We start from the raw sequence: 24,392 nt of genomic DNA, 5'->3' as shown, positions 1-24,392 counted from the left end.
GCTGGGCGCACACAAAAAAGCCCGCTCAGTGAGCGGGCTTCTTGTGGTGACCTGGCGTTCAGTGGTCCAGGTTACCGAATATGGCGCAGCGGACGGGATCATAACTCATCCTCCAAGTGTTTGAAAGCTCAAGATTTCCAAAGTATAGCGTTTCGCTGATGGCCTTAATTGTGTACTCATTATTTGCTGCTGTGAAGTACGACTAATGTGGAACTGGCTCAGATTCTCGGCAAATCTCACCGCTCTCAACAAAGCTGTTCATCTGTTCATTAGGATCAGTATCTATCCATCGTCGGACTCTCCAAATCATCCGACGACTTCCTAAGCAATTGATAAGCCTATTAAAGTACTCGACGAGATTGATGAGTGACGCCTAAGTTGTAAGGGGCTTGTTCATCCACCTCATATTCACGATAGGTGTTAACCCAAAGCTCGTCTTACTGGCTGATAGCCCAAAAGAGCCCTCCTCCCATCTGAAAATAACGGCAGTAACCGGTTAAAATGTAGTCAGTGCGTGAATTGATTCGATGATGCGTGGGGGCCGACGCTGTCCAGTACCGATGTCGGTGAGCCCGCACGGCGGGCGGGCTGATGCTCAATAAGCTGGAAGCTTGCGGCTTTGTCAGGCCCGTACGTAGCAATCCCGACAAGCGCTCGTATGGTTTGTTTCTCAGCCAGGCTGGCGAGCAGTCGCTTAAAAACACCCTGAAGTCGCCATGCATAGCGATATCAACCCCACCTCACTAGCGATGAGCGAGATTTGCTTTTGACACTGCTCAACAAGCTGTAGGTCGAGCAGGGGAAAGGTCGAACCGTTGATTGAAAAATAATGCCCCGAAAATTCGGGGCATTTTTCATTTATCACACGAGCGTGCCACAGTCGCATTTAGAATGGATAAGCGCGACGCTTGTGCTGCACCGAAATCCAGTGATCGCTAGTCAATTCAGCGATGATCCAATCGCTGTTGAATCGCCCGATACCACTGTTTTTCTCGCCGCCAAACATGCTGTTCGGATCATCATTGACCGAGATGTCGTTGATGTGAGTCATGCCGGCTTCGATCTGTTGAGCGAAGCGCAGGCCCCGACCTTCATCCTTGGTGAACACCGCAGACGACAAGCCGAACTCGGTCTGGTTGGCCACCTCCAGCGCATGTGCCTCGTCACGCGCAGTGATGATCGGCGCTACAGGACAAAATTGCTCAGCCTGGGCCAAGTCACTCATGTTATCGACATTGACGAACACATGAGGCGGCAGTACCTACCCGTGTGCAGCGCCACCGAGCAACAACTCGATGCTTTCGGCTTTCGCCGCCTCGATCCGGGCCACTGCGCCCTCCAACTGGCGACGGTTGATCAGCGGGCCAATGACTGTATCTGCAAGGTCAGGATCGCCGACTTTCAACTGGCGAACGCGCTCGACAAACGCTTCGACGAAATCCTTTTGCAACGAGGCGTCGACGATAATCCGGTTACTGCTCATGCAGATTTGACCTTGGTGCAGGAAGCGCCCCACAACGGCGGCGTGCACCGCCAGATCGAGGTCCGCGTCATCAAGCACCACACACGGAGCATTCCCACCCAACTCCAACCCGACTCGCTTGAGCGTCGGGCCTGTGACTGCCAACGCGCCCAATGTGCCGCCCGACCCGAGTCGATCCCGTGAAGAAGATGAATTTTGGAATCGGGTGCAGGGTAAAGGCATCACCCAAATCAGCCACGTCTCCCACGACCACGTTCAAAACTCCCGGCGGAAAACCGGCCTCTTCGTAAATTTTCGCCAACAACAAACCACCGGTCACCGGCGTATCGTCGGCAGGCTTCACGACGACGGCGTTACCGAGTGCCAGCGCCGGTGCGATAGACCGATTGGAAAGGTGCATCGGCCAGTTCCAGGGACTGATAACCCCGACCACACCCAGTGGTTTACGGTAAACGCGGCTTTCTTTGTCGGGGGTGTCGATTGGCAGAATGCGGCCGACGACTCTCGAAGGCATGACCGCGGCCGTGATCATGGTCGAACGTACCGCTGACCACTCGATTTCGGCTTTGGTACGCGTGCTGCCTGACTCACGAATCAGCCAGTCGACAATTTCTTCGTGCCGTGCCTGGCGTCCAGTACGTTAACGGCGCGCATGAACAAGGCTGAGCGCTCATTAGGTAACGTCTGCGCCCATGCTTTCTGCGCGGTTGCTGCCGCCTGGTAGGCGTCGTCGAGGTCGCTAACATCACCCAGCGAAAGCTCGGTCAGCAGGGCGTTGTCATAAGGGTTGCGGTTCTCCAGGACCTTGCGCGTACTTCCGGAACGCCAAGCCCCGGCGATGTATTGGCCAGTAAAGTTTTGCCACGGTGTTGGGCGGTCAGACATGGGTGTTCTCCGGTTGATTCAAAGTAGGTCAGCGCCAGTATTCTTCTTGCTTGCCAGCCTGGAAGTCGCGAGGTTTTCCAATTGCTGGTGCAGTGCAAGGGTGTGATGTTCATCAGTTCGGTGGTGAGCGAAAAGCTGAGCAATCGCTGCGCATTCGAACGCAGCAATGAGCCGTGGAGAGGCCTTTTTTTCGAGGCTGATCAGACTTGTCAGGAGACCCCTGACTTGATCATAAATTCGTGCCTGAGCAGGTGGGGCAGGTGTATCCGAGATCTTCAGTGCGAGCCGCGCAATGCGCTTGCACAGGCGCTTGCGCTGGGAGCCTGGCGATGAAGGAACCAACCATCGGTAGGTCAGCACGGCAGTGAACACCCCGCCCAGAATTGCCAACATCTGCAACAGGGTATGTTCAAGGGAGGTGTCTACCTGCAATCCAGGTTGAGCGATTAACAAAAAGGTCATGTTCAGGTCGATGGCCAGTTTTGCTGTACCGGGCCGAGCCATGAGCAACGCTCCGATCATCAAAAACGGTGCGATAACCAAGGCCAGCTCCCACACCGTTCCCACTTCAGGTAACAGCCAAAAACGGCAGGTCACGCCAAGAACGGCTCCAGCGGTCGAGCCAACAAGTACGTCTTTTAACGCCGCACTGGCGTGGCTATGGCTGGAGAACAGCGAGGCGAACAACACGGCCGTCATGACCATCATTGGACCGTCTGACCAACCCAGGCCCCACCACATTGCGGTGGCGATGGACATCGCAATCAAGGGTCTGGAGCCCGCGAGGCATGTTGCGTGCCAGTCGCGCTGTTGAGTTGATTGCAACGCTTCCCTGCCTGGCGTTTCACAAGCATTCAACGCTGCAAAGACGCGTTGTAATTTTTCAACGAACAGCGTGCCTGCGGCAAGGTTTTCAGTGTTTTTGTGGACCTCATTGATCACCGCGAGCACCATTGCAGCTGCCGATTCAGGATGAGTTGCTACCAACAGGTCAGAGGGAAATCGGAGTTTTTCGCCAACATCGAAATGGCTACTTACGAGCAAATCGACAAGCGCGCCCAGCGTGTCGCGAGTGCGAAAGACCCGTAAACGCATTGTTCGAGAACCTGCAGCAATTTCATCCAGGCACAGATCAAGCGCCGCTAGTTCCTGCAACAGCGCACTAAAACTTTTGGCATCGTGTGCAGTGCCTGCCTGCAACCTTTTGAGGCTGTAGTGAACGCTGGCCACAATCAGCGCATCGAGTCGGTTGTACACGGATTCCAGGGACGCGGACTTGCCTGTAAACGTCCATGAAAAACAAGCTGAAGCCAACACGCCGATGACGGTGCAATAGATTCTGCCAAGGGCTAGGTCCACATCGAGCACGGGGTCTTGAATACCAAACAGCGCGACGATCGCTGCGGTGTAGCCTGCCAGCACAAAACCGTAATTTCGAAAATGTCGAAACAGGTTTCCATACCCGGCGCACGCTGCGATCCAGGCTGCCAGTACGAGCATTAGCCAGTGCTGCTGATCAAAGAACACCGTCAGCAAAAGTCCGCCTGCCATGGCTCCCACCACCGTACCGATCAGCCGCGCGCCGATGCGTTCGATCAAGAGGCCTCGCGTAGGTTGCGCCACCAGCCAGACTGTCATCGCAGCCCACCAAGGATGGTGCAGGTCCAGCATTTGAGCGATGACCAGCGCCAAGAGAGCTGCCGTGGTTGTGTGCAGACTGAAAATCAGTGCTGACCGAGAAGGCCACTGAAGCTCGGGCTGCATGCCAAAACGGCCTATCAAGCGACCGAATGATTGAGTGATCCACTTATTCATTTGATGAACTGACATCCGCAGCCTGATAAGGGAAACGCAGCCGCACGCGGCTCTCATTGCCATGGTGCATGCCGACGAGAAACCAAAATATCATATTTCCTGCTATTTAGGATTTTGGTTTATTTTATCTTTACAGGATTTTTGCTTCGTAATAGATTTAGCCTCAGTCAAGGGCACCTGCCTGCCCAGACAATAAAAACAATAAGAGGCCAGTTCATGCATACGCCTACACCCAGCAATATCCTCTGCGACGTCGTTGACGCCCTCCCTGTCAGCCGGTTGCAATGGGAGGGGCTCGCCCTCTGCGTACTGGTCGCAGTGCTAGACGGATTCGACACCCAGATCGTCGGTTTTCTGGTGACTGCCATGGCATCAACCTTGAACGTAACGCCCCAAGCCTTGGCACCGGTGTTCGCGGCGGGTTTATTTGGTTTGATGCTCGGCGCACTGCTACTGGCCCCTATGGCGGATCGCTTGGGGCGCAAGAGAATTCTGGTGTTGTCGATCCTGCTGTTCGGCACATTCGCGTTACTGACCGCTTTTGTTAACAACGTCTCGCAGTTGCTCGTCGTGCGCTTTCTGACCGGCATAGGCCTCGGCGGGGCAATTCCCAACCTGGTGGCGCTGATCTCTGAATACAGCCCGCGACGTTACTCGCGCAGTGCCGTGACGCTGCTGTTCTGTGGCATGCCACTGGGCGCCATGCTGGCTGGCTTGACGGTCGACCAACTGCTCGCTACCTGGGGGTGGGAAAACCTTTTCCTGATCGGTGGCGCGCTGCCGTTGCTGGTCGCCGGCGTTGTGGTGTGGCGGCTTCCAGAGTCGGTTGAGTTCCTCAGTCGCCAACCCGGCAGTCGTGCTGCCCTCAGCGCTATCATTAAACGGCTCGCACCCAACCTCGCAGAACTGCCCGCCAGTCTTGGCCAACTACGCCAACAGGCAACCTCCTCTACCTCCCTGAGTCGTCTTTTCACAGCCGGCATGTGGCGCCGCACCCTGCTGCTTTGGCTGCCGTATGCCATGAACTTGATGATTTTGTACTTCATCATGAGCTGGATCCCGACGCTGTTAGTGGCAGCCCATGCACCGCTGAGCATGGGCATTCGCGCCATCATTCTCTTCAGCCTGGGAGGTGTGATCGGCTCGGTCGTACAAGGCTGGCTGATGAACCGCTGGGGGTCGGTCAACGTATTGACCATCGAATTCATGGGCTACCTGGCAATCGTGCTGGCGCTCAGCCAATTGCCTGTTTCGATTTATTCGCTTTTCCCCGCAATGTTGTTGCTGGGCATTTTGGTGCAAGGCGCGCAGGCAGGTCTTAACGCTTTGGCCGCCGAGTTGTACCCACAGGAAATACGCTCCACAGGCATCGGCTGGGCACTTGGCGTCGGGCGAGTGGGTTCCATTACAGGGCCCGTTTGCGGCGGCTTGATGTTGGCAGCCGGCTGGGTTTTGACAGAGATCCTCAGCGCAGCGTTGGTTCCGGGAATCATCGCGCTGACGGCGATTACCTTGCTACGACTTGACCCCGCGAGCAAACAACAACCCACACCCTCACAGTCTGTTACACATCATTGATGCAACCAGAGGCATACCCATGAAAATCGCAAGCTTCGTTTACCAAAACCGTTCCACGTACGGCATTGTTAAAGGTGACCACGTCATTGACCTGGAATCACTCAAGTCTCACCTGGGTGCGGACCTCAAAGAAGCCATCGCGCGCAATCGACTGAGCGAACTGGGGGCTGATGCGCTGAAAGACCTGCCTCGCCTGGCATTGAGTGAAATCACCTTTTTGCCGGTCATTGCCAACCCAGGCAAAGTGCTCTGCATCGGGATCAACTACGCCACGCATGTGCGCGAGACTGGTCGGGACATGCCGACCTACCCGATGATTTTCACCCGCTTTGCCGACAGCCAAACCGCACACCTGCAGCCCATCGTTCGCCCAAACGTGTCCCACAAGCTTGACTTCGAAGGTGAACTGGCCGTGGTGATCGGCAAGACCGCTCGCCACGTCAAACCGGAGGACGCCTTGGACTACGTCGCCGGCTATGCCTGCTACAACGACGGCAGCGTACGTGACTGGCAGAAGCACACGATCCAGTTTGTTCCAGGGAAGAACTTCCCGGCCACCGGTGGATTCGGCCCATGGATGGTCACCAGCGATGAAATCGTCGACCCGCAGGACCTGGAACTGACGACTCGTTTGAACGGCGAAGTGATGCAACACACGCGCACCAGCGACATGATTTTCGATGTGCGCAAGTTGATCGAGTACTGCACCGCGTTCACTGAACTGGCCCCTGGAGACGTAATCGTCAGCGGCACCACCGGCGGCGTTGGTGCATTCCGCGAGCCACCAGTCTGGATGAAGCCGGGCGATATCGTCGAAATCGAAATCGAGCGCATTGGTATCCTGCGCAACAGTATTGTAGACGAGAGCTGACATGCAAAGACCGTTTGATTCCGAAGACACCACCGAGCACCTGGCAGACAGCAAAGGCTCCAGCCTGGAGCGGATGCTGCGAATTCTCGACCTATTCACCGAGCACCATCCCATCTGGACGGTCGACGGGATGGGAAATGCGTTGGGGTTCACACGCTCCACTGCCTACCGTTATGTACGCGAACTGGCCGAGGCCAATTTGCTGTTTCAGGTGGAGCCCGGTCGCTATGCGCTGGGCGCGAGAATCATCACCTGGGATCGCCAACTGCGCGTCAGTGATCCGTTGGTACGCGCGGCGCACTCCCTGGAGTCGACCTTTCCGCAATGGGGTGCCGAGCAAGCCTGGTTGGTGTGTCGGCTGTTCAAGGATCAAGTGGTCTGTATCCATCAAACCGGCAACCTTTCCAACCAAGTGAGCTACTCGCGAGGATCGCCAAGACCTTTGTTCATGGGGGCTACCTCTAAAGCGATCCTCGCCAACATGGGCTCACGGCATCAAAGCCAACTGTTTCTGGAAAACCCGAGTGACATCGAGTCCAGCAACCTTGGCAAGACGTGGGAGGTGTTCCGGCGCTCGCTCCAACGCTTGCGCCGCCAGGGATATGTGCTGAGCACCAGCGAAGTCGATGCGGACGTCTTTGGCCTCGCGGCCCCCATATTCGATGGCGACGGCAAAGTGGTGGGCAGCATCAGCTGCGTGCGCCCGACCTCGCAACGCGATAGCGAACAGGATGAAGTGCAAGGCCAGCAAATCCTCGCCCTTGCCGACAATCTTTCACAACTCATGACCGCGCTGGCGCACAGACCAGAAGTACTGGACTGACCAGCCCGGCGGTCACCGAGGGAATAAAAATGACAACCCTTACACCCGTGAATACTGACGTACTGATTATCGGTGCCGGCCCGACAGGACTCACGTTGGCCAACCTCCTCGGACAGGCCGGCGTGCGTACGACCATTCTTGATCGTAAAGCCGGCACCGTGACTGAACCGCGTGCCGTTTCGATCGACGATGAGTCGCTGCGAACCATGCAGGCAGCCGGGCTGGATGAAGCCGTGTTGGCTGACGTCGTCAAAGGCTACGGCGTTCACTACTTCGACAAGCCAGGGGGACGTTGCTTTGGCAAGGTCGAACCTGTCGGCAAGCAATACGGCTACCCCAAACGCAATGCGTTCAGGCAACCCCTGTTCGAACGCACGCTGATGCAAGGTATGGAGCGTTTCCCTAGCCTGACTCCGCTTTTCTGCCATGAACTGATCGACTTCACACAGAACGCCTCAGGCGTTCTCGCTCGAATACAAAATGCGGCCGGTGACACGGTTGAGGTGCACGCCCAGTACATGGTTGCCTGTGATGGCGGCAGAAGCCCGGTTCGAAAACAACTGGGTATCGATATGGTGGGTTCCAGCTTCAAGTCCCGATGGTTGGTCGTGGATCTGGATCAGGACGATGACCCGTTCTGGCAGACTCGTGTGTATTGCGACGCGCAGCGACCTGTCGTAGAAGTGCCCGGCCCTCATCAGACACGTCGCTTCGAGTTCATGCTCAAAGACGACGAGACTGATGAGCAAATGCTCAGCGACGCTAGCCTTGGCAACTTGCTGCGGCCGTTCCGGGGTGAAAAAGCTTATTCGCTGGTGCGCAAAGTGGTCTACACCTTCCACGCCAGGGTTGCCTCTCGCTGGCAGGAAGGTCGTGTTTTTCTCGCCGGTGACGCTGCGCACCTGACCCCACCCTATGCGGGCCAAGGCATGAACAGTGGTGTGCGTGATGCGCATAACATCGCCTGGAAACTTGTGGCGGTACTCCGGGGACAAATGGCGAAAAGCGCCCTCGAGACCTATGAAAGCGAACGCCGCGATCATGCCTGGGCGCTGATCAAGCTGGCGCTGAATCTCGGGGTGGTCATGGCGCCGGCTTCAGCCTTGCGCGCCAAACTCATTACCAGCACCTTCCGCGTGATCGGGCTGATCCCGCCTCTGCGCGATTACTTTCTGCAAATGAAGTTTAAACCAAAGCCTCGTTTTACCCAGGGCCTGGTGTTATCCCAAGGTAAGGCCGGCAACCTGCGCGCCGGGACCATGCTGCCGCAGCCGACTCTTTTCGACTCTCACGGCTGCGCGCAACTGTTGGATGAGCACATCGGCCCGGGCTTTGCCTTGATTCAATATGGCGATCTGCGCAGCCAACGCATGGATCAACTGCAGCACCCGCTCTGGACCCTCCTGGATGCCAAGCGCATCGTGATCATTCCACAAGACGCTCCGCTTCCGCCCCCTTTGGCGGGACTCACGATCGTACATGATCGCAACGGTGAGTTAAGCGCACTGTTTGCCGAGGCCAGCACCTTCCTGCTGCTACGTCCCGACCGCTATGTCGCCGCCATATTTGACCAGGCTCAGGAGTCAGAAACAGCTCTGGCTCTTCAGTCCTTGTTGGGCATTGCACAGGCTACGACAGTCGCCGTCGCGGCTGCCAATACCGCCCATTCCCCAGTTACTCTTTGATCGCGGAGTTTTCCATGACGACCCTCCAGACTTCGACCCCTGCTCAACTGTGCTACCTGCACCTGGCAAGCAAAGAACCTCAACGCCAGGTAGATTTTTATACGCGAATGATGGACATGCGCGCATCGCCACAAGCAGATGGCAGCCAGGTGATGCGGGGGCCGAAACGAGCGGCAATCATTTCGCCAGCCGACCATAGCGGCCTGCTGGCCGCTGCCTTCAACCTCCACTCCAACGCCAAACTGGAAGCGCTGCGTCAGAACCTGATTGAGCGTGAATGCCAGATGGATCCGGTGACCTCGCCTTTACTTGAGCCAGGCGCGTTTGCCATTCGGGATCCACAGGGTCGCCAGACAATATTCGGCGTAGTACTTCCCGATACAAGTGCTGAACTGCAAGGCATGCCGTCGAGGTTGCAGCACGTTGTGTTCCAAACCACCGAGCTTGAGACGACTATCGACTTTTACGTCAACACCGTTGGCTTCACCATTTCCGACAACGTGGTCGACCAGGAAACCGGCCAGCTCATGGTGTGTTTCCTGCGCTCCGACGACGAGCATCACTCCCTCGCCTTTTTCCGTGGGTCGAAGAATGAATGGGACCACCATTGTTACGAAACCAATGAGTGGAATGACATTCGTGATTGGGGCGACCGGTTTGCCAAGGAGCGCATCAGCATTTTCTTCGGCCCTGGCCGTCATGGTCCGGGCAACAATCTGTTTTTCATGGTGGTCGATGCCGATCGGAACCGACTGGAATTCTCGGCCGAACTTGAACTGGCGCCAGCAGACCGTGAAGCCGGCGTATGGCCGCAGAGTGAGCACACTCTTAACTCCTGGGGCCGCGCCTGGATGCGCACCTGATTTTGCAGGGAAGTCAATCCATTAAATTGATCGAGTCGCCTAAATGAACAACCAGAACGCACCCGCTCCATTTGCCATTCAAGGTCATCAATACATTAACGGCCGCTGGCAGCCAGGTCGCTCAACCAAACGCCTGGACAACCGCAACCCCTTCAACAACGAGTTGCTGTTGGACATGCCGCTCGCCTCGGTCGCCGATCTGGATGAAGCCTATCTGGCCGCCGAAAAGGCACAGCTGGAGTGGGCTGCGCTACACGCCGGCCAACGAGTTATGTTGCTTGAAAAGCTTGCCGTTATCGTTGCGCAGCGCAGTGAAGAAATTATCGACTGGCTCATCAAAGAGTCGGGCAGCACTCGAATCAAGGCTGGCATCGAGTGGCAAAGCACGCTGAACCTGGTCCGAGAATGCGCGAGCATGCCGATGCAAGTAGAGGGTCGGATCTTGACCAGCTACAAGCCCGGCGAACAGAGCTTTGTGTTCCGTGATCCACTTGGCGTTGTGGGGGTGATCAGCCCATGGAATTTTCCGCTTTATCTAAGCATGCGCTCCGTTATTCCGGCCTTGGCATTAGGTAATACCGTAGTGCTGAAACCTGCGAGTGATACCGCTGTCAGCGGCGGATTGTTGATCGCCTACCTACTGGAGGCGGCGGGCTTCCCTGCGGGCACCATCAACGTTGTTGTGGGCGCCGGATCGGAAATCGGTGACGCCTTCGTGGAACATCGAGTACCCAGGCTGATCTCGTTCACCGGTTCTACGGACGTGGGGCGCAATGTCGGGCGCATCGCCACGGGTGGCAAGCACATCAAACGCGTTGCTCTTGAACTCGGTGGTAACGCGCCACTGGTGGTGCTGAATGATGCCGACGTTGAAGTGGCAGCTCACGCAGCCGTGGTCGGCCGTTTCCTGCATCAAGGGCAGATATGCATGAGCGTCAACCGAGTGATTGTTGATCGCACCTTATACCCGGCGTTTGCAGAACTTGTGGTGGCGAGGGTCAGCAAGCTGAAAGTGGGTAACCCTAATGATGCGGACACCGTGATTGGGCCTGTCGTCAATCAATCGCAATTGAATGGCCTGTTACGCAAGATTGATCAGGCACACAGCGCTGGCCTGACTAAACTGTTCGGCGCTTCAGCCAACGGTCTGTTGCTCCCACCGCATGTTTTCGGCAACGTAAAAGCCGATGACGCCCTGGCGGTAGATGAAACATTTGGCCCACTGTTACCAATGCTCATAGCCGACGATGAAGCGCACGCCCTGCGACTTGCGAATGCCAGCGAGTATGGGTTGTCCAGTGCGGTATTCACCCAAGACATGGCGCGCGGGTTGCAGTTCGCTCGTGGCATCGTCGCCGGCATGACGCACATCAACGACATCACCGTCGATGACCAGCCAAACGCGCCCTTCGGAGGTGAAAAGAACTCCGGGCTCGGGCGTTTCAACGGTCATTATGCCGTCGATGAATTCACTCGCGCACACTGGGTGACCTGGCAGCCAGGTGGTCACCACTACCCTTTTTAATGCACCACGCAGTCAGCCCCTGTCGGGGCTGATTGTCATGCAGGGCAACAAGGTGAGTTGGCGTTACTCGTCGCCGCCCAAAGCCGCTACCTGAGCCTCTATGGACTTGATGCTTTGTTTGTCGGCTGCATTTTGCGGTGTAACGCCATCGCCCAAAGCGGCATGAAAAGGGCAACCGACAAATTTAGGATCGTTCTTGTACGTTTCGACGTAATGCTCGGGGAATTGCTTGTCCAGCGCCTGGATGCCCTTTCGCACTTCGGCTTTATCTTCACTGGACATGTTCATCCGCTCTTCGATATAGGCTTCAGTCGGATCGTCGGCATTCATTTCCATCATGCCCATCATGTAGCCGGCCAGTTGCGGCAAAAGCTGGGCCGCGGCGGGGTCAGGGCGGTCGACCTGCATGGTGTCGAGCGTGGTGGTCAATGACATGGCGCGCAGTAACTGATGGCCAAACCAATGCAACTCCTTGGGGAAGAAGCGGAAGACAAACTGCTCATGAATCGCCGTGATAATGAGATTGCCACGTTCAAGCTTGGGTTTTGGAGCATTTTCGAAGGCTTCGCAAAATTCCACGAGCGCGTCGAAACTATCCGGGTAACCAGTGATCGGCTGATCGTTTTCAGCACGGAAGAGTTTGCACATGTCACGCCAGAACAAGTGCGCGGCAATCTTCTCGTTCTCGGAGAGGCCCGGGGCGCCCATCTTCAACTTCAGACGGTGCATTGTGATGGCGGTGAATGCACAGACGTACACGTAATCGTCATTATAAGAAAAGGCACCGGGATACTGCTTGGCCCAATGCGCATGAAGATTATTAATACCTTCAACCGACTTGATGGTGCGGCTGTCTTCAGGACCGTAGAACCACCACAGCGCATTGGCGCTGCCGGTCTGCTCTACACGCGAGGTGGACCGTGAAACGACTTTGCCACCGTCTTCACGCCAGACCGCTCTGGAGCCCCAATCGGTGACGACAAAATTAGGGAAGGTCAACGCGTAGATGAAGTTCTGCATGAAGTCGTTCAGCCCGTAGCTGTTCGATAAACGCCAGATTTCAATGTAATCCTTGCTTGGGTCGAGGCTTTGGATTTTGGCTTGAATCCACTTTTTAGGGGCAGACATGTAGATCCTCTCTTCGCTTGAGTGCACATAGTGAATACGAAAATAGAGGCCTCTGATCAGCGGCCTTCAGTCGTCAGACAGAAGCGCTCATGGCGCAACGTCTGGGTGCTCTCGATTTAAAAACACCACCACTTACGATAGGGCCTCGCCCCGGGCCAGTCTCCGGTCTGTCCATCCAAGCTCGACGGCGTTTTTGGTATTGCAGTATCACCGCGACGCTATACTGCAATCACAGTGCGCTGGATCCCCACGGGCGGCTGCGTGATGCGTACATAAATAATCATTACGACTCACAGGGAGTACCGTTTGACTACTGATCTCTATTCTCACCTGCAGCCAAAAGGCTCGGTCGAGAACGCTTTTTCCAAGGCGGTGATTGGTCAGCATCATCTGACCAATGCTGTGTTGAAGATGGGTGAAGGTGCGGTGGCCTGGGCGCTTGAGGAGGCCGCCAGTTCCCTCAAGCGCTTGCAGGACGAATTTCAAACGGTGCCTGACTTGCCGACGCCAGAGATACGCCTCAACCTTGAAACGCTCATCCTCGATATATTCATGAGTTCGTTATCGAGAAACAGTGAGCACTTTACGCTGAAATTGATCCCTTCAATGGCGCGACAAGCTGCACGTCGCGAAGTACCGTTCAGCAGCATCGTCAAAAACATGCGAGCCAACCAGACTATCTGGGTCAATCATTTTTTCACCGCGTCGGCGTCCAGGACTTTTGCACCCTCAACGGTTCAACGGTTAGTCACCAACGGTGCAGGCGTGGTGGATGAAATCATCGAGCACTTTGTGCTGTGCTACCTGGACGAGCGTCAGGTGCTGATGGAAAGTCAAATCGCGAGACGCCGCGCCCTTGTGGAAAAGTTGATCGGCAATGCGGGCGCGCTTCAACCATTCGAGCTAAAGCAAATCAAAAAAGATCATGGCCTGGATCTTGAGCATTTCCATGTCGGTATCATTATTTCTGATCTCAACACCAAGCTCAGCTCAGACTTGGGTGAGTTACAACGCAATTTACAAGATGCAATCATCGGCGATACACCGCTGGTAGTTTCCTTCACTCAGCATTTGACATGGGCTTGGGTCAGTACACCGCGCGCCCCTACTCCGACCCAACTGAAACGACTTGAAGAAACACTGGGGCAATTAAGTGGAACTCAATGTGCACTGGGTGAACCAGCGAAGGGCCCTGCTGGGTTCAGGCGTACTCATCTTCAAGCCAGAGATGTCAGTAGCGTTGCAATCCTTTCCCCAATCAAAGGCGTCATGCGCTGGGCTGACCATGTCCTGACGATCCTGGTCGGTCAGGATCTTGAAAAGGCCGCGTGGTATGTCGACTCCGTGCTCGGACCTCTGGCAAACAAATCAGAGAAAGCCGGCGGCTACCGCCAAACACTCAGCGCTTACTTGCAGTCAGGCAACAGCTTGCTCCACGGTGCTGAAGCGCTAGGTATTCACCGCAACACGCTAGTGTATAGACTGCAACAGATAGAACTACTGCTGGGTTGTCCTATCAAGCAACGAGAGCTCGAAATACGCTGCGCCTTGCACCTGATCACCCAGTACGAGGGCCGTGTCCTCAAGCATGAAAGGGAATAGAAACAGGTAAACAGTGAGATTGATGTATCCCAGTCGATAGACCATCAACGCACGTTTCAAGCGCTCGAGGGCCGCCGTACTGCAATACCAAAACCAATCATTATTTTGGTTTTCCGGCCTAATGACTGCGCTCGGTACTTCTTCTAACTTGTAAGCTATCCGCAGGAAGCGCAATGACCATGCGCCCAGTGAGATGACAACAAAAATAAGAGGAAAACCCGATGACCCGCAAATGGATCGCCGCGCGTATTGATCAGCTCGACCCTGCTACCGACTATGACGAGATCTGGAAACTCTCTGCGGCTTATCGGCCAACCGACTTCATCATGAATCTTGTGTACGCCGTCACTTTCCCTCACTTCTTCGTAAGGGAATTGGACGCGTTGCCTCTCATTGACAACGGTGACGGGAAAATTCTAAAAAACTCATTCAGACGCTCCGATGACACATCCTGGAAGATGCAGGTTTGGTGGCATTACGGTTCACACCACGACAAGACCCGCGAAAACGTTGAGTCGATAAACAAAATACACTCCCACTACGCTCAGCGATTTGGCGAGAGCTTCAGCCGCAACGACACCTACGTCTACACGCTTTGCTATGAAGCAGCCGGCATGCATCGCCTGATGCAACGCGTAGGTATGGCGGGCATGAGCGAAAAAGAGAAGCTCGCCGCTGTTAAATACTGGCACCAGATGTCAACCATTTTTCGCAACGCCGGGACGGGCGAAGCGATTACAGGCTTCCCTGATTCCTTTGATGGAATCATGGCCTTCATGGATCGCTGGGAAAGTGAGGATGTTCCCAAACACGACATGGGCCCACCGGCGGCGCGAGCAATAATCCAACAGTTCGCCGATCGTTATTTTCCAAAATTCTCACACTCTCTGGTATTTGCCTGGGTGATCAGTCTTTATCCCGATCATCTGATCCGCGCCTACGAACTCAAACGACCCTCACCGTTGGCCAGTAAAGCATTGCGTTTGTTTACTGCCGGTTTTCTGTGGATGGGGGAAAAGGTGATCCCTGATCCGAAGGACACCTTCACGGAACGCCGGCAAGTGGCGCATGCCGCCAAGCGCGCTGCGGGTGCATCTAAAACACCAGATCAGCAGAGCGAGCAGGCGAAAGTCGCGGGTTGCCCTTTCCATCGATTCCGAGCAAAGCCCTCAGCGTCTGATGCCGCGAGCCCAGGTACCACGCAAGCAAAAAAATAATGTGCCAAAAGCACATTGGTACCAGATTGCTTGATGCAAAAGCACTCTGGGAATTACCAAATAGCGCCAAAAAAAATAACAATAGAGCCAACAACGATGAACACAATAAAAAAAACTTGTCCAGCCTTGCTAGTCCTCGCCACTCTCTCGTCCCTAGAAACTGTAGCCGCCAACGGCCCTCCACCGCCTAGCGTTGGGGAGCCGAACGGGATTAATCTGGGAGGCACCAGTTTTTACGATGGATTTGCCGGCCTGCCCGGCTTTTCGTTCCAGCAATACTTGAGGTACACCAGCGCCAGTTCGATTCGAAATAACTCGGGTAAGGAAATCAAAGACTTTGATAACCCGAAGATCAATGTCACCAGCCTGATCAACCAACTCAGCTATTACTCGCCCAACACTATTGGCGCGGGCGCACACCTGGGCTGGAACATCATTGTGCCGATCGTTTCACTCGACGGTGACTTTGGTAGCAACGGTCCACAACTCAAGGACAACGCCACTGGAGTTGGCGACGTCACCACCGGCCCGCTGGTGCAGTTCGATCCTATTGTCGATGAGCATGGACGACCTATTTTCGTCCAGCGCCTGGCACTGGATGTGTTGTTACCCGTCGGTAAATACGATGAACACAAGGACCTCAACCAAGGATCTAACTTCTACTCGATCAATCCTTACTGGGCGGCGACCTGGATGCCCGCACCCCGCTGGGAAGTGAGCTGGCGCTTGCACTATCTGCAAAACTTTAAAAACAAGGACCCAGCCAGCAGTTCAGTGCAACTGTTCGAAGGTCAGCCTGTGCGTGATACCCAGGCAGGCAAAGCGGCATGGATTAACTTTACTGCCTCCTATGAAGTGATACCCAACGTCTCAGTTGGCCTCAATGGGTATTACTTCAAACAAATAAGTGATGATGAGGTCAATGGTCACCGCCTCGCCGACTCTCGCGAAAAAGTGCTTGGGATTGGCCCTGGGGTGTTCTGGAAAGTAGGCGATGGTGATGGTGTCTGGTTCAACACTTATCGTGAGACCGAAGTAGAGAACCGCGCACGCAACGACTACGTCGTGCAGGTACGTTACGCGCACACCTTTTGAGGTCAAGAGCATTATCCTCGATGTAGCGATACGTCGAGGTGGCGCTCAACTCTTCCCCGCCACGGACGCGTTGGCTTCCAAGTTAACCGTTCGTCGAAATAAATATTGGATATGGAAGTGGGTCGACAAATGGAAGGTGGGCCTCAACGAGCTGAACGGCAATCTGCAGGTAACTCCTACCGAGCACAATAGCCGTTCGTGTGTCTTTTGCGTTTGTCCGGCTGCACTGAAGATTAGCGCTACCGAGAACATATCCGTCGTTCACACCGAGATCGCCTATGACTTGTGCTACCTCAGTAATTCTTAATTCTACACAAATTTCAGATCCGCGTTTCGCCGATTATCTCGCCTACTCCGCAATGCCGCGAGTCGCATCAGGATGAAATTAACCCTGCATCGTTTCTGCTGAAAGACCACGCCAATAAAACGAGATCCATGATGCAATATTCGCTCGCAGGCAAAATGATGATGACGCTCACACTGGTCATGCTTTGCGTTTCACTCGCTGTCGCGACGCTCAACTATCAATTCACGTCTCGGGAGTTGAGCAGACAGCAACTCAGGCAAGCCACTACGTTACTTGAGCTTGCGGCACAATCCCTAAGCGAACCGCTCGCGAGTGGTAATCAGGCTCAGATCGAAAATTTGCTGAATGAACTGTTGCGCGCCCCCGATGTTAATGGACTAACGGTGCGCGATTCCCGTACGCAACGTTCAACTTCTGTCAGTCAGAAAAACGCGGCTAATGTCTCCTTCCGGCTCAACACACAGGTAATGCATCATGGTCAGGCGCTGGCTATGCTGGATATTGAGTTCAACAACCAGGCGCTGAGAACGACCCTGAAAACTGTATTACTGCAAAACTTGGCAGTCACCGCAGTTTTGTTGCTCGCTACCTTGGGGACTGTGTGGCTATTGACCCGGCGTCACATTCTGCGACCAGTCAAAGAGGTCAGCCTTTGCCTGGCGCAGATAGCACGAGGTGAAGCTGACTTGAGTAAACGCCTAGATGCCAGTTGCCCTGATGAAATTGGTGAGTTGGCTGGCAACTTCAACCTAGTGCTTGAACGGCTATCGAACCTGATTGCGGATGTCGGGCTCGTCTCTAGCGCTCTCGATCAGCATGCCGGTGAAATGGACATAACAACTGGTCACACCTCGCACGCTACCGCCCAGCAGGTTCAGCAGGTCGAATCCGTAGCCGCTTCCGTGCAGCAACTCGCTCGATCCGCCATCCAGGTTGCCAGACACGCCTCGAGCACTAGCGCACAAACACGCGAGTCGGCAGCCCATGTCTGCGAAGGGAACGCCATGATGGACGCCAGCCAGCAAATGGTCGAACGCCTGGGGACACAGATAGCCCATACCGCTCTGAAACTGGGTGACTTGATGCGAGACAGCGAGGGGATCGGTGCGATGGTGGTCACTATTCGCGGGATCGCCGAGCAGACCAACCTCCTCGCCCTGAACGCCGCCATCGAAGCCGCACGAGCCGGTGAGCAAGGACGAGGATTTGCCGTGGTCGCTGACGAAGTCCGTGCCCTGGCGCTAAAGACCCGCCAGTCGACCGAAGTCATTGAAAATATTGTCACCCAGTTACAGGGCGCAGCGCATCAGGCACGAGAAGCCATGGAGGGTTGCCAGAATGCGCTGCAGGATGCGGTGGGCACCTCACGGCAAGTCGGTGAGTTCCTGACGCGAATCAGCGAAAACGTTCAGGGCATCAATGAAATGAACCAACACATTGCTTTGGCTGCCCAGGAGCAGAGTACTGTCGCGGAAACGGTGAACGAAAATATCATCACCATTCACCGACTGAGTGATGGAGTCTCCCACTATGTCAATGACCTGGCTGATGGAGCACGACTCCTGAATAAGCAAAGTCAGTTGCTGCACCACAGAATAAGCTCTTTCAAAGTCTAGCGATGCATAGGTTATTGGGAGAAGCACCGTGGTGCTGTGCGTCTAAATCGTCAATTGAAACAAGCGTAAGAACTCGATAACCAGAGTGCATTAGGTGCTTAATGCTCGGATCGCTCACGAAAAAAAGGATATCGATTTACCAACAAATAAAACCGAATCAAGGGACAGTTGCCGCACGGAAGCCCAGCTAGTAAAGGCCATAAAAACGTAGTTAGCGGATCTGTTCCCTCAAATATGAGGCTGCTCCTATGTATGAACCCGATAGCTACAACGTTTTTGCAAAATTTTTTTATCGGCCCATTGACGCAGCTATACGCTGGTGCAATCTCATGGCTCATGAAACCCAAATACTAGAATCGGCTTGGGACTGTCCTGCGCTCCTGTCAAAATACTTCCCCCAATGGCCGTGCCTACAGGCAAATACCGAAAAAATTATAGATGCCATTCGCCATGGCGACCTGGCCTATGGCTGCTTCGGCGTGTCGGTCACGATTGGCACGCCCATCGATTGCAGTCAGATAACTATCCGCCATACTGACCTCAGAGTTTGGATGGCGCGCTACTACCCTGATCAAAGACCAAGCTTTCTTTTCGAACAGTCCTTCAACCAACAAGGAGCTATCAGCCCTGGCACCTATCTGGCCTTACAAGCCGACCGAGATGCAATGCAATTGCGGATAAAAAATATAGAAGCGTCTTATCAACAACTACTCGATGAGCTTGAGGCAATGGGGTTGGAAAGAGAAAATATCCATCAGTTACTAAAGTCCAACAGTAAACTCAGTGACCGCAGTGAAATCGGCTACCTGAAAGTCATAGGGGCGTTGCTTGAACTAATCTTAGGACACTCGCCATCAGGTAAACCGCACTCAGTATTTGATAGTCAATCCTCCATCGTCAATTCCATCTCAGCTCATCGCAAAGACGATCCTGGCCTGAGCAAACGCACGCTGGATGCAAAGTTCGCCGCAGCCAATCGCATACTCAAAAAAGATATCTGAATGGAGCAATTGCACTGCAATACCTCTGATTGCAGTGCAATGACTCTCCCCCAATTCTGCTATTCAATTCAGGTCACTTCCCACCACGCGCCAATCGGCGCCAGGAGTGACCAGCATGTCCAGCCAATCCTTACCCATCGTTGAAGCACCTCAACTGCAGGTAGAACGCCACATCATGCGACGTGACGAGGTGGAGCGAAAAACCGGCTTCAAACGCGCGCACATCTACAACCTGATGAAGGAAGGTAAATTCCCTCAGGCTAAACGCATTGGATTGCGGGCAGTCGGCTGGGACTCGCTAGAAATCGAGCAGTGGGTCGTTGAACGCTTAGGCAAACAGGCCTGATGCCATGCGTGTGGTATCGGTGGTTTCCACCAAAGGCGGGGTGGGCAAAACCACAGTAGCCGCCAATCTCGGCGGCCTACTGGCTGACGCAGGCCTACGCGTCCTGCTACTGGATCTGGATAGCCAACCCACCCTCTCCAGCTATTACGCCTTGAGCCAGAAGGCTGATGCCGGTGCGTACGAGTTCATCGCACTCAACCTAGCTATGCCTGCCCAGATTATTTCCAGGACAGTGATTGCAGGGCTCGATCTGATCGTCTCCAACGACGATCAAGGTCGACTGAGTACCTTGCTGCTGCACGCCCCTGACGGGCGATTACGCCTACGCAATCTGCTCGACAACTTCCGCGCCCGTTACGACCTGCTTTTGATCGACACCCAAGGTGCGCGTAGCGTGCTGCTGGAGATGGCCATCCTGGCCTCCGACCTTGCCCTCTCTCCCATCACCCCGGAAATGCTCGCCGCCCGCGAACTGCAGCGTGGCACCTTGAAGCTACTCAGCGAACTCGAACCTTTCCGCCACCTGGGCATTCCACCCCCACCCTTACGACTGCTCCTGAACCAGGTGAATGCCATTCGAGTGGACACCCGGATGATCATCCGTGGCCTGCGCGAGACCTTCGCAGGGGCTAACAACATCTCGGTTCTAGACACCGCAATTCCGGAGCGAGTGGCGTACCTCAACGCCGCCTCCCTTGGCCTACCGGTCCACCGAGTCGAGACACGCCAGTCACGGGAACGACGCTCGCCATCCGCGATGGAAACCATGCAAGCGCTGGCCATCGAGTTGTTTCCGGAATGGCGCGAAGCGATTTCTAGGGTGGGCAGGTGCACGGAGGTTAAATGACACCATTCACCATGCCGGCACTTCTCGCCCAATCATTGTGTTTGCTCGACCTTATAGCCAACAGCGTTTGGCAAGGAGTCTTCTGATGTTGGATCAACTTCCCATCATCGCTCCACCATTCACTCGACCACACCACCCATCTGGCGATGAATACTGCACTGTCGTCTTTCGCCTGCAGGGTGGACGCTCGGCCATGGGTTGGCTCCTCGCAGAGCTTTCCAGACATTTCGAAGGTTCGGGGACTGCCAAGATCGTCAAGTTCGAGGTCGGTGACCATTTGCGTAACCGGCGTTAACTGAGGTTGTTCCGATGAAGAAGCTCAGTCAGCAAGAGATCACCGACAAGCTGCACCAGGACCATTTCCCTCGAGGGCCAGAACTGGAGCGGTTGTCCGATCCACCTACTGACACGCCGATGTTGGTCACGCTGGAGCAGTTGCGGCCCTACGAACATAACCCGCGCTTCATCCGTAATCCGCTATACGACGATATCAAGGCTTCGATCCGTGAACGCGGATTGGATCAACCGCCACCGATTACCCGCCGCCCGGGTGAAACCTATTTCATCATCCGCAACGGCGGTAATACGCGTTTGGCAATTCTCGGCGAGCTGTGGCAGGAAACCCGCGACGAGCGCTTCTTTCGCATTCATTGCCTGTTCCGACCTTGGAGCAATGAAATCACTGCCCTGCTCGGCCATCTGGCCGAAAGCGATCTGCACGGCCAACTCACCTTCATCGAACGGGCTCTGGCGGTGGCCAAACTCAAAACCATGCTCGAAGCAGAGGGAGCTGTGCTCTCGCAACGTGAACTGGCACGACGTCTTGCCGCTGGGGGTTACCCTATTTCACAGTCGCACATCAGCCGGATGCTCGACACCCTCGAACACTTGTTGCCCGCCATTCCACAAACCCTGTATGCCGGTTTGGGCAAGCCCCAGATCGAACGCCTGATCGCTCTACGTAGTCAGGCAGAGCGAACCTGGAACCGTTATCCAACCGCCACAGTTGCATTTGCACAGTTCTGGCTGGAAACCATGGGTTACTTCGATTGCGATCCTGAATCCTTTGATCTTGAGCAGATCCAGGATGAATTACTCGAACGCATGAGCCGCTTGCTCGGACAGTCCTACCGTATGCTGGCCCTGGAGCTGAGCGATACCCAACGGGTCGGATCCACGCCTGGGGCTGTCACTACCACGCCCTCAGAGAACATCTATCCGCCAAGCGCACATGAAGCCGCGGCAGAACCGCCCTCCTCCGACACTGAATCACAATCAACTCAGGTCGAGAGCAGGATAGAGTCAGTTTCAGAAGAACTGCTCGCAGAACCCGAAACAAATGTTTCACCAGCGGTCAATCCTCGATCACGCGTTCAACAGATTCGTGAGCAAATCGATCGCGAGATAGCCACCAAAGCGACGTCTCCAGTCGAAACCTGCCCAATCGACGACCTCTGGACGATCACACCAACGCTGGATACACCCGAACAACTGCGTTTAGCCATTGCCGGACTGGCGCGAGAAATGGCGGCCTATGCCGGATACCCCGAGAGCATCATCGGTCAGCCGCTTGGCTTGGGCTTCGACCTGAACATCGAGCGAGTTGATCTTGCAGCGCCTCACGCAACCGGCGTTCACCTACTGCTCATGGCCCTGCTGCGCGCTCAAGACGACGTGAACTGGGAGGATCGCAAGCAACTGCCCTCAGCCCTGTTCGGCCAGCTGTTGCTGGGGATCTATCAACTCCCTCTGACAGATCGTCCTGCCGTGGACGTAGGGCTGGAGCGACTGCCCGACAGTCTGTTAATCAAACTGTATCGTCTCATCCGCTTGGCCCGCCGCCTGATCGACTTAACGCTTACCCCTGAAGACAACTTACCGAAGGAGCTGCCATGAGCCTGTCCATCAATGTGCTCAATCAGGCCATGCTGACTCAGGTGCTGCATGAGCTGCGCCTGGGTAACCTGCAACGCTGCAAGGCACTCGGACTGAGTGAGGAAGACATCTACTTGTTGCAATCCTTACCGCCCACCACGCTGTCGCGCCTGGCACATGCCACAGTGTCTTGGGTCGAGGTCAAGATTGACTCGCCGGTGCTGCATCGGTTGATCGTGCAAGCCGAAGGCGACGAGCAGAACGAGCGCTTAATCAACCGAGCGCTCAAGCTGGGCGCCAGCAGCACCATCATGTACCAGTGCTTCGGCTTGGCGCATTCGGAAACCGCCCTGCGCCGACGTCTGCTCAAGATAAAAACCCGTAAGGGCCGCCCCCAGCATTTGAGCGAAGCGCAGGAACATGCGCTCTGGCAGCGTTGGTGCCAGCTACGCGTTCAGGACGGTACCGAGGACCAGCTCGACGCCATGATGATGCTGGCGGAGGAGCAACAGATCAGCTTGACCATCGTCTGGCAACAAATCGACCAGTACAGCAACGGCACATGAACACAGCCCCTTCCAGTCGTTGGCAGCGTGTCCTGCAGCAATGCACCCAGCATCTGAGTGAACGCTGGCCCGTACGCCCTACCACTGAACCTCCTTCCAACCAGGCCCTGCAGGTGGGCTTTCTGTTCAGTGGTCAATCTCAAGAAGTCGTGCCGCGTCGGCTGCTGCTGGATAGTCGGCTGACGCCATTGGAACGGAATGCCTGGCAGGTGTTTCGACTCATGCTACACGGTCAGGGCGTGGTCACGCCGCGCTATGAGGATTTGCAGCCTTACCTGTCGAGCGTGCCCTACGGTGCGTCAGCCTCCCGTGAAACCATTGCTCGGGTGTTGACGATGCTCAGGTTGACGCGCTGGCTCAGTTTGGTGAGTCGCGGACGCGATCAGCTCAGCGGACGTCTTCAAGGTTCTCTGTATGTTCTGCACGATGAGCCGTTAACCCCCGCCGAAGCCATGGAATTGGATCGAGATTACTTGGAACTGGTCGGGCATGCCTTCGGCCATGCTACCAAGGCTGTGCGTATCGTCGCCCAGCATGTTTTGGAAGAAATTCGACAGGACACCCATATCGATCTGGGTCAACTCCCCACCCGGCTCGACAGCTGGGGCGAGCACTGGACGCAGCAAGGATTGGATCAGGCAACCGATGACGCTTTACACGATTCCGAACCGGGAGAAAATGCCCTCGTTCGGAATCGTGCAGGCCCTCGTTCGGATTCCGAACCGAGTCTGAACGCCAGTGTTTCCGGCACCGTTCGGAATCCGAACGCCGCCTGTACTGTATTAAAAGAAAGTACTTGTACTGTACCGCGCGCGACCCTGGCGGTGGATAACCTGCACTGGCCCGATCAGCTGCACCTGAGTCCAAGCGAGCGTCAGGCCGTCGCCATTGCGCTGAACAAGCTCAAACCAGCGGATCGTCAGGCGGTGCTCAACGAAGCGGGTGCACGCTGTACGGCAGGAGGTATCCGCAAACCAGCGGCGTATCTGATGGGCCTAATCCAGCGCGCACTGAAAGGCGACTTTCGGCCTTGGGCGGGTCAGACAGAGCCCTCACCCGTTGCAGAACCGCCCCCAACGGCACCGTCACGCCCATCCCGAAAACAGGGCGAACCCGCCTCCGCCCTCGCCCAAGCGTGCCTGAATGAGCTACGCCAACTGTGCGGCAAACGCCCTGGACATCAGTAGATTTGATGCCAGTGGCATCAAATCTACTGAGCTCTACTGTGAAATCGCAAAGGGCCGAATCTGCGCAATCCGACCGA

At 55.3% G+C, this 24,392-nt stretch carries 19 protein-coding genes and 2 pseudogenes; 18 read left to right on the top strand and 3 right to left on the bottom strand.

Annotated features, from left to right (window positions below):
* Positions 1-886 precede the first annotated feature (886 nt).
* Both YA0848_RS29155 and YA0848_RS29150 read right to left on the bottom strand, forming a co-directional pair.
* A pseudogene (locus tag YA0848_RS29155) lies at positions 887-2,368 on the bottom strand (aldehyde dehydrogenase family protein).
* Between the two features lie 18 nt (positions 2,369-2,386).
* A complete protein-coding gene (locus YA0848_RS29150; protein ID WP_184316566.1) occupies positions 2,387-4,183 on the bottom strand; it encodes an FUSC family protein in 1,797 nt (598 codons plus the stop codon).
* A 216-nt stretch (positions 4,184-4,399) separates the two neighbouring features.
* On the opposite strand from YA0848_RS29150, the gene YA0848_RS29145 reads away from it, so the two are divergent.
* Genes YA0848_RS29145 through YA0848_RS29120 form a run of 6 tightly spaced genes read left to right on the top strand, consistent with a single transcriptional unit; the run spans position 4,400 to position 11,528 of the window.
* Positions 4,400-5,761: an MFS transporter gene (locus YA0848_RS29145; RefSeq protein ID WP_184316564.1), complete on the top strand. Its 1,362-nt coding sequence runs from the start codon at positions 4,400-4,402 to the stop codon at positions 5,759-5,761.
* Between the two features lie 19 nt (positions 5,762-5,780).
* Positions 5,781-6,632, top strand: a complete 852-nt coding sequence (locus YA0848_RS29140) for a fumarylacetoacetate hydrolase family protein (RefSeq protein ID WP_184316562.1) — start codon at positions 5,781-5,783, stop codon at positions 6,630-6,632.
* A gap of 1 nt (position 6,633) precedes the next feature.
* Positions 6,634-7,455 (top strand): IclR family transcriptional regulator, encoded by an 822-nt coding sequence (locus YA0848_RS29135; RefSeq protein ID WP_184316560.1) that lies wholly within the window; start codon positions 6,634-6,636, stop codon positions 7,453-7,455.
* A 29-nt stretch (positions 7,456-7,484) separates the two neighbouring features.
* Positions 7,485-9,140: a bifunctional 3-(3-hydroxy-phenyl)propionate/3-hydroxycinnamic acid hydroxylase gene (locus YA0848_RS29130; protein WP_184316558.1), complete on the top strand. Its 1,656-nt coding sequence runs from the start codon at positions 7,485-7,487 to the stop codon at positions 9,138-9,140.
* A 14-nt stretch (positions 9,141-9,154) separates the two neighbouring features.
* Positions 9,155-10,003 (top strand): VOC family protein, encoded by an 849-nt coding sequence (locus YA0848_RS29125; protein WP_184316556.1) that lies wholly within the window; start codon positions 9,155-9,157, stop codon positions 10,001-10,003.
* Between the two features lie 43 nt (positions 10,004-10,046).
* Positions 10,047-11,528: an aldehyde dehydrogenase family protein gene (locus tag YA0848_RS29120; RefSeq protein ID WP_184316554.1), complete on the top strand. Its 1,482-nt coding sequence runs from the start codon at positions 10,047-10,049 to the stop codon at positions 11,526-11,528.
* 63 nt (positions 11,529-11,591) lie between these two features.
* On the opposite strand, the gene YA0848_RS29115 is transcribed toward YA0848_RS29120, so the two are convergent.
* Positions 11,592-12,656 carry a hypothetical protein gene (locus YA0848_RS29115; protein WP_020300876.1) on the bottom strand — a complete coding sequence of 355 codons (1,065 nt, stop codon included), beginning with the start codon at positions 12,654-12,656 and terminating at the stop codon, positions 11,592-11,594.
* A gap of 306 nt (positions 12,657-12,962) precedes the next feature.
* Between YA0848_RS29115 and YA0848_RS29110 the strand changes: the two genes are divergently transcribed.
* The 12 genes and pseudogenes from YA0848_RS29110 to YA0848_RS29060 all read left to right on the top strand — a co-directional run bounded on the left by YA0848_RS29110 (position 12,963) and on the right by YA0848_RS29060 (position 24,315).
* Positions 12,963-14,258: a PucR family transcriptional regulator gene (locus tag YA0848_RS29110; protein WP_184316552.1), complete on the top strand. Its 1,296-nt coding sequence runs from the start codon at positions 12,963-12,965 to the stop codon at positions 14,256-14,258.
* 221 nt (positions 14,259-14,479) lie between these two features.
* Positions 14,480-15,475, top strand: coding sequence for a hypothetical protein (locus YA0848_RS29105; RefSeq protein ID WP_184316550.1), 996 nt, complete (start codon positions 14,480-14,482; stop codon positions 15,473-15,475).
* 96 nt (positions 15,476-15,571) lie between these two features.
* Positions 15,572-16,570 carry a SphA family protein gene (locus YA0848_RS29100; protein ID WP_184316548.1) on the top strand — a complete coding sequence of 333 codons (999 nt, stop codon included), beginning with the start codon at positions 15,572-15,574 and terminating at the stop codon, positions 16,568-16,570.
* Positions 16,571-17,005: 435 nt separating this feature from the next.
* Positions 17,006-17,635: pseudogene (locus YA0848_RS36805) on the top strand (HAMP domain-containing protein); the annotation flags it as partial.
* Positions 17,636-17,704: 69 nt separating this feature from the next.
* Positions 17,705-18,493: a methyl-accepting chemotaxis protein gene (locus tag YA0848_RS36800; protein ID WP_416146538.1), complete on the top strand. Its 789-nt coding sequence runs from the start codon at positions 17,705-17,707 to the stop codon at positions 18,491-18,493.
* 248 nt (positions 18,494-18,741) lie between these two features.
* Positions 18,742-19,494 carry a hypothetical protein gene (locus YA0848_RS29090; RefSeq protein WP_184316544.1) on the top strand — a complete coding sequence of 251 codons (753 nt, stop codon included), beginning with the start codon at positions 18,742-18,744 and terminating at the stop codon, positions 19,492-19,494.
* Between the two features lie 115 nt (positions 19,495-19,609).
* The gene (locus YA0848_RS29085; RefSeq protein WP_020300882.1) at positions 19,610-19,840 is read left to right on the top strand and encodes an AlpA family transcriptional regulator; all 231 of its coding nucleotides are present in this window, start codon (positions 19,610-19,612) and stop codon (positions 19,838-19,840) included.
* Between the two features lie 4 nt (positions 19,841-19,844).
* Complete coding sequence (locus tag YA0848_RS29080) at positions 19,845-20,687, top strand: ParA family protein (protein ID WP_126587411.1); 843 nt, start codon at positions 19,845-19,847, stop codon at positions 20,685-20,687.
* Between the two features lie 85 nt (positions 20,688-20,772).
* Positions 20,773-20,982 carry a hypothetical protein gene (locus tag YA0848_RS29075; protein WP_076964377.1) on the top strand — a complete coding sequence of 70 codons (210 nt, stop codon included), beginning with the start codon at positions 20,773-20,775 and terminating at the stop codon, positions 20,980-20,982.
* Positions 20,983-20,996: 14 nt separating this feature from the next.
* Entirely contained in the window at positions 20,997-22,583 is a 1,587-nt protein-coding gene (locus YA0848_RS29070; RefSeq protein ID WP_184316543.1) for a ParB family protein, read from the top strand.
* The gene (locus YA0848_RS29065; protein WP_184316541.1) at positions 22,580-23,128 is read left to right on the top strand and encodes a DUF2857 domain-containing protein; all 549 of its coding nucleotides are present in this window, start codon (positions 22,580-22,582) and stop codon (positions 23,126-23,128) included. Before YA0848_RS29070 ends, YA0848_RS29065 begins: the two co-directional genes overlap by 4 nt.
* Positions 23,125-24,315 carry an STY4528 family pathogenicity island replication protein gene (locus YA0848_RS29060; protein ID WP_184316539.1) on the top strand — a complete coding sequence of 397 codons (1,191 nt, stop codon included), beginning with the start codon at positions 23,125-23,127 and terminating at the stop codon, positions 24,313-24,315. Before YA0848_RS29065 ends, YA0848_RS29060 begins: the two co-directional genes overlap by 4 nt.
* Positions 24,316-24,392: the final 77 nt, after the last annotated feature.

This window comes from Pseudomonas sp. S4_EA_1b, assembly GCF_016307435.1.
GTDB classification, from domain to species: Bacteria; Pseudomonadota; Gammaproteobacteria; order Pseudomonadales; family Pseudomonadaceae; genus Aquipseudomonas; species Aquipseudomonas rhodesiae.
Note: the sequence above shows the minus strand (reverse complement) of the source record. Positions and strands in the feature narration are given on the sequence as shown.